Source organism: Salinilacustrithrix flava, assembly GCF_041228405.1.
Classification (GTDB): domain Bacteria; phylum Actinomycetota; class Acidimicrobiia; order Acidimicrobiales; family Salinilacustritrichaceae; genus Salinilacustrithrix; species Salinilacustrithrix flava.
In genome coordinates, this window is record NZ_CP133888.1 from 3284632 (window position 1) to 3300000 (window position 15369).

The 15369-nt window shown below is 73.3% G+C and carries 17 protein-coding genes (1 of these 17 only partly in view); 13 read left to right on the plus strand and 4 right to left on the minus strand.

What is annotated here, in order from left to right; translation table 11 throughout:
• Positions 1-5: 5 nt before the first annotated feature.
• The 3 genes from RGQ06_RS16125 to RGQ06_RS16135 are packed head-to-tail and all read right to left on the minus strand — an operon-like array spanning position 6 to position 2933.
• A complete protein-coding gene (locus tag RGQ06_RS16125; RefSeq protein WP_432429448.1) occupies positions 6-1256 on the minus strand; it encodes a DUF4214 domain-containing protein in 1251 nt (416 codons plus the stop codon).
• Between the two features lie 11 nt (positions 1257-1267).
• On the minus strand, positions 1268-2509 hold the full coding sequence (locus RGQ06_RS16130; RefSeq protein ID WP_432429447.1) for an aminotransferase class V-fold PLP-dependent enzyme: 1242 nt from the start codon (positions 2507-2509) through the stop codon (positions 1268-1270).
• Positions 2510-2546: 37 nt separating this feature from the next.
• Positions 2547-2933: a hypothetical protein gene (locus tag RGQ06_RS16135; RefSeq protein ID WP_432429446.1), complete on the minus strand. Its 387-nt coding sequence runs from the start codon at positions 2931-2933 to the stop codon at positions 2547-2549.
• Between the two features lie 72 nt (positions 2934-3005).
• Here RGQ06_RS16135 and argC point away from each other — a divergent pair, with 72 nt between their 5' ends.
• The 12 genes from argC to rsgA all read left to right on the plus strand — a co-directional run bounded on the left by argC (position 3006) and on the right by rsgA (position 13553).
• Positions 3006-4022, plus strand: coding sequence for an N-acetyl-gamma-glutamyl-phosphate reductase (argC, locus tag RGQ06_RS16140; protein ID WP_432429445.1), 1017 nt, complete (start codon positions 3006-3008; stop codon positions 4020-4022).
• 5 nt (positions 4023-4027) lie between these two features.
• The gene (argB, locus tag RGQ06_RS16145) at positions 4028-4903 is read left to right on the plus strand and encodes an acetylglutamate kinase (protein WP_432429444.1); all 876 of its coding nucleotides are present in this window, start codon (positions 4028-4030) and stop codon (positions 4901-4903) included.
• A complete protein-coding gene (locus tag RGQ06_RS16150; RefSeq protein WP_432429443.1) occupies positions 4900-6129 on the plus strand; it encodes an aspartate aminotransferase family protein in 1230 nt (409 codons plus the stop codon). The genes argB and RGQ06_RS16150 overlap by 4 nt, the downstream gene beginning before the upstream one ends.
• Positions 6126-7055 (plus strand): ornithine carbamoyltransferase, encoded by a 930-nt coding sequence (argF, locus tag RGQ06_RS16155; protein WP_432429442.1) that lies wholly within the window; start codon positions 6126-6128, stop codon positions 7053-7055. Before RGQ06_RS16150 ends, argF begins: the two co-directional genes overlap by 4 nt.
• Positions 7052-7546 (plus strand): arginine repressor, encoded by a 495-nt coding sequence (argR, locus tag RGQ06_RS16160; protein ID WP_432429441.1) that lies wholly within the window; start codon positions 7052-7054, stop codon positions 7544-7546. Before argF ends, argR begins: the two co-directional genes overlap by 4 nt.
• 176 nt (positions 7547-7722) lie before the next feature.
• Positions 7723-8925, plus strand: coding sequence for an argininosuccinate synthase (locus tag RGQ06_RS16165; RefSeq protein WP_432429440.1), 1203 nt, complete (start codon positions 7723-7725; stop codon positions 8923-8925).
• Between the two features lie 10 nt (positions 8926-8935).
• Positions 8936-10333, plus strand: a complete 1398-nt coding sequence (gene argH / locus RGQ06_RS16170) for an argininosuccinate lyase (protein WP_432429439.1) — start codon at positions 8936-8938, stop codon at positions 10331-10333.
• Between the two features lie 2 nt (positions 10334-10335).
• Positions 10336-10719, plus strand: a complete 384-nt coding sequence (locus RGQ06_RS16175; RefSeq protein WP_432429438.1) for an acyl-CoA thioesterase — start codon at positions 10336-10338, stop codon at positions 10717-10719.
• Complete coding sequence (locus tag RGQ06_RS16180; protein WP_432429437.1) at positions 10712-11374, plus strand: phosphotransferase; 663 nt, start codon at positions 10712-10714, stop codon at positions 11372-11374. Before RGQ06_RS16175 ends, RGQ06_RS16180 begins: the two co-directional genes overlap by 8 nt.
• The gene (locus RGQ06_RS16185; protein ID WP_432429436.1) at positions 11371-11958 is read left to right on the plus strand and encodes a DNA-3-methyladenine glycosylase; all 588 of its coding nucleotides are present in this window, start codon (positions 11371-11373) and stop codon (positions 11956-11958) included. Before RGQ06_RS16180 ends, RGQ06_RS16185 begins: the two co-directional genes overlap by 4 nt.
• Before the next feature lie 18 nt (positions 11959-11976).
• Positions 11977-12579 carry an NUDIX hydrolase gene (locus RGQ06_RS16190; protein WP_432429435.1) on the plus strand — a complete coding sequence of 201 codons (603 nt, stop codon included), beginning with the start codon at positions 11977-11979 and terminating at the stop codon, positions 12577-12579.
• On the plus strand, positions 12576-13553 hold the full coding sequence (gene rsgA / locus RGQ06_RS16195; protein WP_432429434.1) for a ribosome small subunit-dependent GTPase A: 978 nt from the start codon (positions 12576-12578) through the stop codon (positions 13551-13553). Before RGQ06_RS16190 ends, rsgA begins: the two co-directional genes overlap by 4 nt.
• Here the strand turns inward: rsgA and RGQ06_RS16200 are convergent, their stop codons facing one another.
• The gene (locus RGQ06_RS16200) at positions 13554-14111 is read right to left on the minus strand and encodes a hypothetical protein (RefSeq protein WP_432429433.1); all 558 of its coding nucleotides are present in this window, start codon (positions 14109-14111) and stop codon (positions 13554-13556) included.
• A gap of 91 nt (positions 14112-14202) precedes the next feature.
• Between RGQ06_RS16200 and tyrS the strand changes: the two genes are divergently transcribed.
• A protein-coding gene (gene tyrS / locus RGQ06_RS16205) for a tyrosine--tRNA ligase (RefSeq protein ID WP_432429432.1) crosses the window boundary here: on the plus strand, positions 14203-15369 show its 5' portion. Its footprint extends 114 nt past the window's final position; the window shows 1167 of its 1281 coding nt (coding positions 1-1167); its start codon is at positions 14203-14205; the stop codon falls past the right edge of the window.

Sequence of the window (15369 nt, forward strand, 5' to 3'; positions counted from 1 at the left end):
CCCGGTCAGCCGGCGGTCTGGGCCCGGGCGTGGGCCTCGTCGGAGGCGGCGAGCAGGGCGGCGAGGCGCAGGTCGTTGACGGTGGTGAGCGCATCGACCCACGCCGCCCGACCGGCGGGGTCCGGCGATCGACCGAGGATGTGGCGGTACAGGGCGTCGACGCGGTCGCCCCGGGACTCGGGGGAGCGGTGGAAGGACGCCGCGACCGTCGGTGGCGAGGCGCCACCGGCCAGGGTCCGGAGCCAGAAGTCCAGCCCGGGCGGTTCGGGCTCCCGGCGCAGGAGCCGGTGGTAGAGCGCGGTCACGAACCCCGACGGCGTCGCCCCGGCCCGCTGGATGAGCTCGTCGGAGCCGAAGACGTGGGCGGCGATCAGGTCGAGGGCCACGCCGCCGGCGACGAGGCCGCCCCAGTAGGTCCGGCCCGCCGGGTCGGCGTCCCGGTCCAGGGCCCGGCGGTAGAGGTCATCGACCTGCGTGCCCGCCCAGGCCTCGCTCGCCGTGAGGGCACGGGTGAAGGCGATGCGGGGGTGGCCGCCGGCCAGCCGGTCGGTCCACGCTGCGATGGCGGTGGCCGTGGGCTCCCGGCCGAGGAGCGTCTCGATCGCCCAGGCCGCGTAGCGCGCCTGCGGCTCGGTCCGGGACGGATCCGGGCCCTCGCACCGGTGGCGCACGCTCCCGGCGACGAGGTCGCCGTAGAGCACCTGCCCGTCGTCGGAGACGTGGACGCCGTCAGCGACGTGGATCTCGGGCAGGGCGTCGGCCACCAGGTCCCACTCGGCGAGGTGCACGCCGGAGCCGTCCACCGCACGCCGGATGCCGGCGACGCCGTCGCGGCTCTCCGGGTGCGGCCGTCGGACACCGTCGGGGTAGCGGGCCGCGGCCGGGAGCACCCAGATCGCGCACCCGCGCTGCTCCAGGACCTCGACCGCCCGGCGGGCGTGCTCCTCGTGTGTGGGCGTCCAACCCCAGGCCACGTCGAAGGTGCCGCTGGCGAACACCACGATCGGGGCCGGGTGCTCGAGGACCCTGTCGGTGGACCAGCTGATCGTCGTGCCGCCCCAGACCTCGAAGCGCACGTCGTGGTACCCGAGCGCGCCGAGCGACCGGGCGATGTCGTCGGCCGCCTGGTGCGAGAGCGAGTCGCCGGTGACGAGCACGGGCGGCTGCGCGGCCGACGCGGGGTCGGTCTGCGCGCCGGCGGTCCCGATGCCCACGGCCAGCGATGCCAGCACGGCCACGAGCGCTGCCCGGGCCAACCGCAGGACCGTCAATCGAGCACCGCCTCGAGCCCGTCGATCAGGCGCGCCACGTCCTCGGCCGAGGTGTAGTGGACCAGCGAGGCCCGCACGACCCCGCGCCGGGGGTCGACGCCCATCGCCTCGAGCGTGCGCCAGGCGTAGAAGTGCCCGGAACCGACGGCGATCTCCCGGTCGGCCAGGGCGGTGGCGACGGCGAGGGGGTCGTGGTGCTCGGGGACGAAGGCGATCGTGGGGCAGCGGTGCCCGGCTGAGTCGTCGGCCGGGCCGAGGAGGCGCACGTCGTCGCGCCCGTCGAGCCAGGCCAGCAGGGGCGCGGCCACGGTGGCCTCGTGGGCCTGCCAGCGGCTCGCCATCGCGTCGCAGGCCGCCCGGAGGTCCTCGGCCGGGTCGCCGTGGTGGTCGGCCTGCTCGAGGACCATGTCGAGCACGGCGGCGGAGCAGGCGACCTGGGGGTGATCGGGACCGGCCGGGTTCAGCCGCTTGCTCACCACGTCGGCGTTGAAGAAGTGGCCCTGGTTCGGGAGGGCGTCGAGGAGGGGTCGCCGCACGGCCATGAGCCCCTGGTGGACCCCGTAGACCTTGTAGAGGCTGCACAGGTAGACGTCGGCGTGCAGGTGGCCGACGTCGGGGATGCCGTGGGGCACGGCCGACACGCCGTCGACGACGGCCCACGCGCTCGCCTCGTGCACGAGGCGCACCAGGGTGTGGACGTCGTTGAGGACGCCGACGATGTTGGACGCATGCGGGAGGTGCACCAGCCGGGTGGCGGCCGACAGGAGGTCCTCCAGCTCGGCCGGGTCGAGCAGGCCGGTGTCGGGGTCGATGCCCCAGACCCGCACGGTGGCACCGGCCCGGATCGCCGCTCGCTCGATGGCGCCGCGGTTGGCCTCGTGGTCCTGGTCGGTGACGATCACCTCGTCGCCGGCGCCGAGCAGCTCCTCGAAGGCGTGGGCGAGGGTGTAGGTGTTCGCCGAGGTCGACGGGCCGAGGTGGACCTCGTCCTCGCCGACCCCCAGGGCCTCGGCCCACCGGGCCCGGGCGCGGTCCATGGCGCGACCGGCCGCCATCGCCGGTCCGCCCGGGTGGTGCGGTTGCACCTTTCGGTGCACGTAGTGCTCGTGGAGCGCGTCGATCGTCTGGCCGCAGGCGTAGCTGCCGCCGGCGTTCTCGAACATGGCCCACCGCCCGGCGTCGGTGCCGAAGACGGGGAACTGCCGGCGCACGAGGTCCAGGTCCAGGGGCGTGTGCATCGCAACGTTGTAGCCCGGCTGGCACCGCCGCCCGTGGTCAAGCGTCGAGGAGCTGCTCCAACCCGTCGAGGTCGGCGACCGTGACGGTGAGCCCGGGATGCCGGATGAGGCGGAACGGATCGATCCCGGTGACCGGCTCGTGGAAGCCGATGCAGAGCCCGGCATCGCCGTTCGTCGCGAAGGTGATGCCCCGGTCGGCGAGGGAGAGGTGGGCAGGCCCGGCGGTCTTGGGCAGCGTGTAGGGCCCGGTCCGCTGCGTCCCGGCGACGTTCGCCAGGGGCGTGCGCACCCGCCACGGACCGAAGCGGGCGTCGAGCTGCTCGTCGCTCACCCGGACCACCGCCGTGGAGGGCCGCACGCCGAAGGGGAGCGCCAGCCGGCGGTACGTGGGATCGAATCGGAACGCGAAGCGGTGATCGGCCATGGTGGGTTCGTACCCGGACGGGCCCCGGAACACGTTTGCATAGTCATGCAAGCAAGCGGATAGGCTCCGCCCATGATCTCCGTCGGCATCCTGGGTGCGTCCGGCTACGCCGGGTCCGAGCTGCTGCGGCTGCTCGCGGCCCACCCGGAGCTCGAGGTCCGCGTCGCCGGGGCCGAGAGCCAGGCGGGCACCGCGGTCGCCGACCTGTACCCGAACCTGGCTGCCGCCTACCCCGACCTCGCCTTCACCCCGGCCACCGCGGAGGACTGCGACGGGCTGGACCTGGTCTTCCTCGGCCTGCCCCACGGGCTGAGCCAGGAGATCGTGCCCCGGCTGCGCGGCCGGGTGAAGTGGATCATCGACGCGGCGGCCGACTTCCGGCTGAAGGACCCGTCCCTGTACGAGCAGTGGTACGGCCAGACGCACCCGGCACCCGAGCTCCTGGCCGAGGCCGCCTACGGCATCCCCGAGCTGTTCCGCGACGAGCTGGCGGGCGCCGACCTGGTCGCGGTCGCCGGGTGCTACCCGACCGGTGCGGCCCTCGCCCTCACGCCGTTCGTGCGGGCCGGGCTGGTGGAGACCACCGGCGTCATCGTCGATGCCGCATCGGGGGTGAGCGGCGCGGGACGGCCGCCGAAGGCCCACACCACGTTCGCCTCGGCGTCGGAGAACATGACGGCCTACGGGCTGCTCGACCACCGCCACACGCCCGAGATCGAGCAGGCCACCGGGGCCCAGGTGCTGTTCACCCCGCACCTGGTGCCCATGACCCGCGGCATCCTCTCGACGATCTACGCCACGCCGGCGGCGGGCGCGAGCCGCGACGACCTGCTGTCGTGCCTGGCGGACACCTACGCCGCCGAGCCCTTCGTCGTCGTCGACGACCGCATCCCCCAGACCAAGGCGGTCGCCGGCTCGAACTGCGCCCACCTCACGGTGCGCCACGACGAGCGCACCGGCCGCCTGCTCGTCCTCTCGGCGATCGACAACCTGGTGAAGGGCACGTCCGGCCAGGCCATCCAGTGCGCCAACGTGCTCGCCGGCCTCCCGGAGGCCACCGGCCTGCCGCTGACCGGGCTGCTGCCATGACCGCCATGGGCAGAGCCAGGATCTTGCTGGAGGCGCTGCCGTACATCCAGCGGTTCCGCCAGAAGGTGGTCGTCATCAAGTTCGGCGGCAACGCCATGGTCGACCCGGCCCTGGCCGACTCCTTCGCGGCCGACATCGTCCTGCTCCACACCGTCGGGCTCCGGCCGGTCGTGGTCCACGGCGGCGGTCCCCAGATCGGCGAGCTCCTGGCCCGCCTCGGCATCGAGTCCTCGTTCAAGGACGGCCTGCGGGTCACCGACGCCGACACCCTCGACGTGGCCCGGATGGTGCTCGTCGGCAAGGTCAACCGGGACATCGTCGGTGCCATCAACACCCACGGCCCCCTCGCCGTCGGCCTCTCCGGCGAGGACGCCGGCCTCATCACCTCGGTCGCGCGCGATCCCGAGCTCGGCTACGTCGGCGACGTGGAGTCGGTGAACCCGGCGATCCTGCACCGGCTCCTGGCCGAGGAGCTGATCCCGGTCGTGTCCACCATCGGCGGCAGCGCGGACGGGCAGGCGTACAACATCAACGCCGACACCGTGGCCGGAGCCCTCGCCGCGTCGCTGCACGCCGAGAAGGTCATCTACCTCACCGACGTGCCCGGCCTCCTCGAGGACGTGGACGACCCGGACTCACTGATCCGCGCCGCCACCGTCAGCGAGCTGCAGCGCAAGATCGCCGACGGCGAGCTCACCGGCGGGATGATCCCCAAGATCGACGCAGCCGTGTCCGCCGTGGAGCAGGGCGTGCCCGCCGCCCACCTCCTCGACGGGCGCCTCGAGCACGTCGTCCTGCTCGAGCTGTTCTCCGACGAGGGCGTCGGCACCATGATCACCCGCCACCCCCACACCGGGGACACGAGGGGAGCCACACCGTGACCGACACGACGCACGCCGCCGCCATGGGCGCGCCCGAGGAGCTCGAGGCCTGCCCGCTGATGCCGACCTACGGTCCGCCGCAGGTGCGCTTCGTCCGCGGCCAGGGGACCGAGCTGTGGGACGGCGAGGGCACGCGGTACCTCGACTTCCTGTCCGGCCTCGCCGTGGTGTCCCTCGGCCACGCCAACCCGGTCGTGGCCGATGCCATCGCCGAGCAGGCCCGCACCCTGTGCCACGTGTCGAACCTGTTCGGCACCGAACCCGGGTGGGAGGTCGCCCGCACACTCGACGAGCTGCTGCGCACCGGCAACCCCGACGCCTCCCGCTACCAGACGTTCTTCTGCAACTCGGGCGCCGAGTCCAACGAGGCCGCCATCAAGCTGGCCCGCAAGTTCGGCGGACGGGGCAAGCACGATGTGGTCTGCGCGTTCTCGTCGTTCCACGGCCGCACCCTGGCCACGCTGCACGCCACCGGCCAGCCCCAGAAGTGGGAGGCGTTCCAGCCGCTGCCCGAGGGCTTCCGCCACGTGCCCTGGAACGACCTCGACGCGCTCGAGCAGGCCCTCGACGCCTCCGTCGCCGCCGTGCTCCTCGAGCCGGTCCAGGGCGAAGGCGGCGTGAACCCGGCGACGGCCGAGTACTTCCAGGGCGTCGAGCGGCTGTGCCGCGAGCGCGGCATCCTCTTCATGGTCGACGAGGTCCAGACCGGCCTCGGACGGACGGGGGAGTGGTTCGGGTTCCAGCACTTCGGCGTGCAGCCCGATGTGGTGACCATGGCCAAGGCCCTCGGCAACGGCATGCCGATCGGCGCCTGCGCGGCCAAGGTCGAGGTCGCCGCCGCCTTCGAGCCGGGCGACCACGCCACCACCTTCGGCGGCCAGCCCCTCGCCACCTCCGCGGCCCGGGCGGTGCTCGCCGAGATGCGCCGCCTCGACATCCCCGCCGTCGCGACGAAGGCGGGGGAGCGCCTGCGCGCTGCCCTCCTCGACCTGCCCGCTGTCACCGAGGTCCGCGGCCTGGGGCTCCTCATCGCCGCCGAGCTGGACACCGACGCGCTGGGCCGGGACGCCAAGGCGATCGCCACCCAGCTGCTCGACCGCGGCCTGGTCGTCAACGCGGTCACGGCCAGCGCGCTGCGGCTCGCCCCGCCGCTCACCGTCACCGACGCCGAGATCGACGAGGCCGTCGCGACCATCGCCGACGTGCTGCACGGGAGCGCCGAGTGACCCCCACCCGCCACCTCCTCGAGATCGACGACCTCTCACCCGGTGAGCTGGTCCGCATCCTCGACCTGTGCGAGACGCCGACGGCGCCCGACAGCGCGGTCAGTGGCGAGCTCGCCGGTCGCAGCGTGGGCCTCTACTTCGAGAAGCCCAGCCTGCGCACCCGACACTCCTCCGAGGCTGCGGTCACGCGCCTCGGGGGCCACGCGGTCACGTTCACGAACGCCGAGGTCGGCATCGGCACGCGCGAGCCGGCGGCCGACATCGCCCAGGTGCTGTCCGGGTTCCACGCCGCGCTCGGCGCCCGGGTCTTCGACCACCAGATCCTCGAGGACATGGCCGCCGCGTCGTCGATCCCGATCGTCAACCTGCTCTCCGACCTCGGCCACCCCTGCCAGGCGCTGGCCGACCTGCGCACCATGCGCAGCGAGCTCGGCGACCTGGCCGGCCGGACGGTCTGCTGGGTCGGTGACTACAACAACGTCGCCCGCAGCCTGAGCATCGGCGCCGCCATGTGCGGCATGCAGGTCCGCATCGCCTCCCCGGTGGGCTACGGCCCCACCGGCGTCGACGTCGACCGGCTGCGCGCTGCCGGCCACGACACCGCCCCGTTCGTCACCACGCACGCCGCCGAGGCCGCCGAGGGCGCCGATGCCGTCCACACCGACGTGTGGGCGTCGATGGGGCAGGAGGAGGAATCCGAGGCCCGCCGCCGGGCCTTCGAAGGCTTCCAGGTCGACGACCGGGTCATGGCCGCCGCCGCCTCCACGGCCATCTTCATGCACTGCCTCCCCGCCCACCGGGGTGAGGAGGTGTCGGCCTCCGTCGCCGACGGCCCCCAGTCCCGGATGTTCGCCCAGGCCCACAACCGGATGCACGCCATGATCGGGCTGTTCCGCTGGCTGGTCGAGATCGAGGCCATCCAGTGACCAACGCCCGCACCCCCCGAGGTCCTCGCCTCACCAAGCCCCAGCGCCAGCACCGCATCCAGCGGCTGCTGGAGGACCAGGCCGTGTCCACCCAGGAGCAGCTGGTCGATCTCCTGGCTGCCGACGGGGTCGTGGCCACCCAGGCCACCGTCTCGCGCGACCTCGAGGACCTCGGCGCCATCAAGGTGCGCGTCCCCGGCGGCGAGACGGTCTACGCCGTGCCCGCCATGCCCAAGGACGCCGTGGCCCCCGAGGAGCACCTCCGCCGGGTGTGCAGCGAGTGGGTGGTCGAGGTCGCCCACTCCCACAACCTGGTCGTCCTGCGCACCCCGCCCGGGTCGGCCCACGTCGTCGGCTCCGCCCTCGACCGCACCGGCCTCCCCGACGTGCTCGGTACGGTCGCCGGCGACGACACCGTCCTGCTGGTCATCGCCGAGACCTCCACGGGCCAATCCGTCGCCCACCGCATCAGCGACCTCGCCGGGCTATGAGATCGGCGCTTCCGTGACACTGGCGCTTCCTCGCTCCGCTCCGGGGAGCGCCCACGTTCGCACGGAGCCGCCCGAGGTCCGTGCGGTCGCTCCGCTGGCGCTTCGCTACCTTCGCCCGACGCCCTCGAACTCGCCCATTTGAACCCCGCACACATCCATCGCAAGGAGTCCCCACCATGGCCAAGCGAGTCGTCCTCGCCTACAGCGGCGGCCTCGACACCTCCGTCGCCGTCCGCTGGCTCATCGAGAACGAAGGCGTCGAGGTCATCGCGCTCGCCGTCGACGTCGGCCAGGCCGCGGAGGACTGGGACGTCGTCAAGCAGCGCGCCCTCGCCGCCGGGGCCGCCGAGGCCGTCGTCGTCGACGCCCGTGAGGAGTTCGCCCGCGACTTCTGCATGCCGGCGCTGCGCGCCAACGCCATGTACGAGAACCGCTACCCGCTCGTCTCGGCCCTGTCCCGCCCGGTCATCGTGAAGCACCTGGTCGAGGCCGCCCGCTTCCACGGCGCCGACGCCGTCGGCCACGGCTGCACCGGCAAGGGCAACGACCAGGTCCGCTTCGAGGTCTCCACCCGGGCCCTGGCGCCCGACCTCGAGATCATGGCGCCGGTCCGCTCGTGGGGGATGACCCGCGAGGAGGCGATCTACTACGCCTACGACCACGACATCCCGATCCAGGCGACGAAGGAGAAGGTGTACTCCATCGACGACAACCTGATGGGACGGGCCATCGAGTGCGGCGAGATGGAGGACCCCTGGGCCAAGCCGCCGCAGGGCGTGTGGCTGCTCACCAAGCAGACCGCCACCGACGAGCGCACGGTCGTCATCGGCTTCGAGGAGGGCATGCCGGTCAGCATCGACGGCGAGTCCAAGTCGCCCGCCGAGGTCATCGACGAGCTCAACACGCTCGTGGGCTCCTACGGGTGGGGTCGCATCGACATGGTCGAGAACCGCCGCGTCGGCATCAAGAGCCGCGAGACCTACGAGTGCCCCGCCTCGCTCGCCCTCATCAAGGCCCACGTCGACCTCGAGTCGATCTGCCTCGAGCGGGACCTGCAGCGCGAGAAGTACCGCCTCGAATCCCGCTACGCGGAGCTCGTCTACGACGGCCTGTGGTTCTCGCCCCTGCGCGAGGCCCTCGACGCCTTCATCGCCGAGTCCCAGAAGTACGTCACCGGGGAGGTCCGCCTCCACCTGGCGCCCAACACCTGCGAGGTCGAGGGCCGTCGGTCCGACACGAGCCTGTACGACTACGGCCTGGCCACCTACGACGCGGAGGACTCCTTCCGCCACGAGGACTCCGCCGGCTTCGTGCGCCTGTGGGGCCTCGGCATCGAGACCTGGTCCCAGCGCCAGGGCCCGGGCTCCAAGAACCGCTGAGCAGGCACCGATGAGCGAGCCTTCCAACACCCTGTGGCACGGGCGGTTCGAGTCCGGGCCGGCCGAGGACCTGCTCGCCTACACGGTGAGCCTGCCATTCGACCAGCGGCTGTTCCCCGACGACATCGCGGGCAGCCGGGCCCACGTCCGCGGCCTCGGCCGGGTCGGGATCCTCGGACCCGACGAGGTCACGGCCGTGCTCGACGCGCTCGACCAGGTCGAAGCCGAGCTCACCGGGGGTTCGTTCGCGTTCGTCGAGTCCGACGAGGACATCCACACCGCCGTGGAGCGGCGGGTCACCGAGCTGGCCGGGTCGGCCGGCGCCAAGATCCACACGGGCCGCAGCCGCAACGACCAGGTGGCCACCGACCTGCGCCTGTGGTGCAAGCGCGAGCTGCTGGCCGTGGCCGGCGACGTGCTCGCCCTGCAGCAGGTGCTGCTCGACCGGGCCGAGGCCGCAGGCGACGCCTACCTGCCCGGCTACACGCACCTGCAGCGGGCCCAGCCCGTCCTGCTGGCCCACCACCTCCTCGCCCATGCCTGGGCGCTGGCCCGCGACGTCGACCGCCTCCTCGACGCCCGCCGTCGCCTCGACGTGTCGCCGCTCGGCGCCGGCGCGCTGGCCGGGTCGTCGCTGCCCCTCGATCCACCATCGGTGGCCGAGGACCTCGGCTTCGCCGGCGTCTTCGACAACAGCCTCGACGCCGTGAGCGACCGCGACTTCGTGGCCGAGTCCCTCTTCGCCGTCACCCTCGTGGCGATCCACCTGTCCCGGATGGGGGAGGAGATCGTGCTGTGGAGCAGCGACGAGTTCGGCTTCGTCCGCCTCGACGACGGGTACTCCACGGGCTCGTCGATGCTGCCGCAGAAGAAGAACCCCGACATCGCCGAGCTGGCGCGGGGCAAGGCCGGCCGGGTCATCGGCGACCTCACCGGTCTGCTGGCGACGTTGAAGGGCCTGCCGATCGCCTACAACCGAGATCTGCAGGAGGACAAGGAGCCGCTGTTCGACGCGGTCGAGCAGGTGCGCCTCGCGCTGCGAGCGACCGCCGGGCAGTACGCCACGCTCACCATGCGGACCGAGCGGATGGCCGAGGCCGCCGACGCGCCGACGGCCGCGGCCACCGACCTGGCCGAGTTCCTCGTCCGCGCCGGAACGCCGTTCCGCGACGCGCACGCCATCGTCGGTGCGCTCGTGCGCCGGTCGGTCGACGACGGCGCCTCCCTGGCCGAGCTGGTCACCGCGCACCCGGACCTCGGCCCCGACGCCGCCGCTCTCATCGAGCCCGGCGTCCCCGTCACCATGCGCACCACCCATGGCGGCGCGGGGCCGGCGGCCGTGGCCGCGCAGCTCGATCGCTTCCGTGCCCGCCTGTCCACCGACCGCTCCCGCGTGCAGGAGGCCTGACCGTGCGCTACTCCCTCGACGTCCGCTACTCGGAGTGCGACATGCAGCAGGTCGTGCACAACAGCGTGTACCTGCGCTGGTGCGACGATCTCGCCGACAGCTTCTTCCGCGACCTCGCGGTCGGGCTGGAGAGCGGCAGCTGGGACATCATGGTGAAGGCCGCATCCATCACCTGGTCGGCGCCGGCACGGCTGCGCGACACCGTGGACATCGACATCGAGGTCTCCCGGTTCGGCAACACCTCCTTCGACGTCACCTACGTCGGCACCCGCGGTGGTGATCCGCTGTTCGAGGCCACGATGGTCTACGTCTGCGTCGTCCCCGGTTCCCTCGAGACCGCGCCCGTCCCCCAGGAGCTGCGCGACGCCGTGGCCGGTCATGGCTGACCCCGGGCCGCTGATCGGCCGCGGGCGGGACGCCGACGTCTACGACATCGGTGGCGGACGGGTGCTGCGCCGGTACCGCACCGAGTACGACTCGGCGCCGGAAGCGGCGATCATGGCCCACCTGGCCGACCACGGCTTCCCGGTCCCGGCCGTGCACGACGTCGACGGACGCGACCTGGTCATGGATCGCATCGAGGGGTCGACCCAGCTCGACGTGCTCCTCCGCCGTCCGTGGCGGGCGGCATCGTTCGGCCGGGAGCTGGCCGATCTGCACCGGCGGTTGGATGCCGTGCCGCCGCCCGAGGGCCGGACCGGCGGCGTCCTGCACCTCGACCTGCACCCCGGCAACGTCATGTGCGCGCCCGACGGACCGGTGGTCATCGACTGGAACAACGCAGATGTCGGCGTTCGCGCCGACGACGTCGCCACGACCTGGCTGCTGCTCGCCGTCGGTCGGCCCGATGGTGGACGGGTGATCCAGGCCCTGGCCGGTGCGCTGCGCCGGCGCCTGCTCGACAGCTTCCTCGCCAGCGTGGACGTGGAGGCGGCTCGGGCGTCCCTCGGCGGCGTCTGCGCGGCTCGCGCGCTCGACCCGAACATGGCTCCCGAGGAGCTGGCGGCGATCCGGGCGCTCGGGGCTGCCGCACGCGGATGAGGCACGTCGAGCGGTCGTTCCTCGCGCGGGACCCCCGCGAGGTCGCCCCGGAGCTGCTGGGCAAGGTGCTGGCCCACGACCTGCCCGACGGCCGGCGCAGCGGTCGCATCGTCGAGGTCGAGGCCTACTGCGGCCCCATCGACCCCGGCGCCCACACCTATCGGGGCCGGACGGCTCGCAACGCCACCATGTTCGGCCCGGCCGGGCTGCTGTACGTGTACTTCACCTACGGCATGCACTGGTGCGTGAACGTGGTGTGCGGCGACGAGGACGAGGGCGTGGCCGTGCTGGTCCGGGCACTCGCGCCGCTCGAGGGGATCGACGCGATGCGTTCCGCCCGGGGCCCGGCGGCCCGGCGGGACCGGGACCTGTGCAGCGGCCCGGCCAAGGCGGCCCAGGCGCTCGGCCTCCACGGGGACCACGACGGCGTCGACCTGCTCGGCGGGAGCGCGGTGGGGCTGTGGGACGACGGCACGCCCCCGCCGTCCGAGCCGGTGCAGGCGACCCGGATCGGCCTGTCCGCAGGCGCCGAGCACCCGTGGCGCTGGTACGTGGACGGTGACCCCAACGTCTCGCGCCGCTGACCGGCCTAGCCTCCGACCGTGCCAGCACCGCACCTGCTCGACGCCGACGCCCCGGAGCTGCGCGCCTCGGACCGGCTCGCCGACGCCCGAGCCGCCGTTGCCGCCGCCGATGTGGACCCCGGCGCGGAGCCGCACCGCCGGACGATCCTGGACTTCGTCGACGTCCACGACGACGCGCTGCACCGCTCGTGCCGGACCGGCCACCTCACCGGATCGGCGCTCGTCGTCGACGCGGACGGTGACCGGGTCGTGGTGCTCCACCACCGCAAGCTCGACCGCTGGCTCCAGCCCGGCGGGCACTGCGACGGCGATGCCAACCTCGCCGCCGTGGCGCTTCGGGAGGCCACGGAGGAGACCGGCATGGAGGGCCTGCGCGTGCTGCCCGTCGCGGTCGACCTCGACGTGCACGAGGTCGCCCCGCCCGACGACGGCCCCCACCTGCACCTCGACGTCCGCTACCTCGTGCACGCTCCTCCCGGCGCGGAGCCCGCGGGGAACCACGAGTCCAACGACATCCGGTGGGCCTCCCTCGACGACCTCGCCGGCCTCGACCTGGACGAGGGCACCTGGCGCATGGTGCGCCACGGCCTGGCCCGCCACCAGGAGCTGATGCAGCGTTGAGCACCGGGCCGGCACTGGAGGCGCTGGGCTGGGACGAGTCCCGCCGGGCCGAGGTCGACGCGATCGACGCTCCGGGCGGGATCCCGGGCCGCGTGGTGCGCCAGGACCGGGGCTGGGTCCAGGTGGCCCGGGCCGACGGCGTGCACGCCGCCCGCACCCGGGCCGACCGGGTCGGGACGCCGGTGGTGGGTGACTGGGTGGTCGTCGTGGACGACGAGGTCGCGGCCGTGCTGGAGCGCCGTGGTGTCCTGCGCCGGGCCGATCCGGTGGGGGAGGGCGAGCAGGTGCTCGCCGCCAACCTCGACCGCGTGCTGGTGGTTGCCGGCCTGGACCGTCCGGTGAAGGCGGGGCGGATCCAGCGGGCCGCAGCCCAGGCCTGGGACGCCGGCGCCGAGCCCACCGTGGTGCTGACCAAGGCCGACCTCGTCCCCGACGCCGAGTCGCTCCGGGCCGAGGTCGCGGCCGAGCACCCCGGCACCGATGTGGTCGCGGTGTCCTCCCGCACCGGCGAGGGCATCGACGAGCTCGCCCGTGCCCTCGGTGGCGACACGGTCGTGCTGCTGGGGGAGTCCGGCGCCGGCAAGTCGAGCCTGCTCAATGCGCTCGCCGGCGCCGAGGTCGCCCTCACCGGCGACGTCCGCGCCTTCGACGCCAAGGGCCGTCACACCACGACCCGGCGGGAGCTGCACCTCCTGCCGGGCGGGGGCATCGTCGTCGACACGCCCGGCATCCGGGCCATCGGGCTCTTCGTCGACCCCGAGGCCATCGACGCCGCCTTCTCCGACATCGACGACCTCTCGGCGCAGTGCCGGTTCAACGACTGCACCCACGACCACGAGCCGGGCTGCGCGGTCCGGGCTGCCGTCGAGGCCGGGGAGCTGTCCGCCGAGCGGCTCGCAGCGTTCGGCGACCTCCACGCGGAGGCCGAGTGGGCTCGCCGCCCGGAGCACGAGCGCCGCAAGCGCCGGCCCTAGTCAACCGACGTCGTCGGGGGTCTCGCAGCTGTCCATGTCGTTGATGAGGGCGAAGTCGTCGATGAGCACGTCGATCTGGAAGCCGCCGCGGTCGGTGACGGCGAAGGGCTGGTCGTAGCGGTCGCTGCTCGGGTCGCGCTGGGCGTCGGCGTACTCGCGGCGGTCCTGGATGAAGGTGCGGTAGTCGTCCAGCCAGCGCTCGACCGCGACGGCTTCGTCGGCATCCCTCGGCGGCACCAGCCCCTCGAGGCGGGTGACCATCACCTCGAGCTCGTCGCTGGCCTCGTCGAGCAGGTCGGCCCGCTCCGCGGGGGAGCCGACCTCGTTGGCGAAGGGGAGCGACTCGAAGAAGGCGGTGGACTCGGCGCAGGTCTCCTCGGCCGCCGCGGTGAAGCGGGTGTCGCCCATGCGGTCGCGGGGCTCGGCCCGGCCTTCGAAGAAGGTGAGGTACATGACGTAGCCCCAGATGCCGACGAAGCTGACCACGACGGCGATGACCCCGAGCCGGCGCAGGCCCGTGCGGCGGTCGGACGGTTCGGTGGCGGAGGTGTCGGGCACGACCACGATGGTCGCCCGCCGTGGCCCCGGCACGCCAGACGGGGCGGCCGCCGTCGGGGTGCACGGAGCGCGCCGCGTACTGTCGGCGCCCATGAGCAGCCTCCTCGACGACCTCCGGGACCGGGGCCTCGTGCAGGACAGCACGGACCTCGACGCCCTGGCCGACCGCCTCGCCGAGGGACCGATCGCCCTGTACTACGGCTGCGATCCGTCCGCCCCCAGCCTGCACGCGGGGAACCTGATCGGCCTGCTGGTGCTGCGTCGCTTCGCCGATGCCGGCCACCGGCCCGTCGCGCTCGTCGGTGGCGCCACCGGGATGATCGGCGACCCGGGCGGTCGCTCCGAGGAGCGCAACCTGCTCGACGACGAGACCCTTGCCGCCAACGTCGCCGGCATCGGCGCGCAGGTGCACCAGATCGTCGGCGAGGTCGCCACGGTGGTGAACAACCGGGACTGGACCGAGGGCATCGGCGTGCTCGAGTTCCTCCGCGACGTCGGCAAGCACGTCACGGTGAACCAGATGCTGGCCAAGGAGTCGGTGAAGGCCCGGGTCAGCTCCGAGCACGGCATCTCCTACACGGAGTTCAGCTACCAGCTCCTGCAGGCCAACGACTTCTGGCACCTCCACGCCCACGAGGGGGTGGAGCTGCAGATCGGCGGCTCCGACCAGTGGGGGAACCTGGTCGCCGGCGTGGACCTGATCCGCCGGCGCTCCCAGGCCAGCGCGCACGCGTTCACCTGGCCCCTGATCACGCGCGCCGATGGTGCGAAGTTCGGCAAGTCCACCGGGGGAGCGATCTGGCTCGACCCGGCCCAGACCTCGCCGTACCAGTTCTTCCAGTACTGGATGAACGTCGACGACCGCGACGTGCAGCGCTTCCTCCTCCAGCTCACCCTGCTGGACGTGGCCGAGGTCCGCGACCTCGTGGCCGTGCACGCCGACGCACCCCAGGAGCGGGCCGCCCAGCGGCGCCTGGCCCACGAGGTCACCTCGCTCGTCCACGGCACCGACGCTGCCCAGGCGGCAGCCGAGGCCTCCAGCGTGCTCTTCGGCGGTGACCCCACCGACGCGTCGGCCGCGGCGTGGGCCGTGGTGGCCGAGGAGGTCGACGCGGTCGGACCACCCGAGGGCGCCTCGGTGCAGGAGGGGATCGATCCGGTGCCGGTCCTGGTCGGTGCCGGGTTGGCCAAGTCCAACTCCGATGCCCGCCGCCTGGTGCGCGACGGCGGGGTCCGGGTCACGGGCCGACGCCTCGAG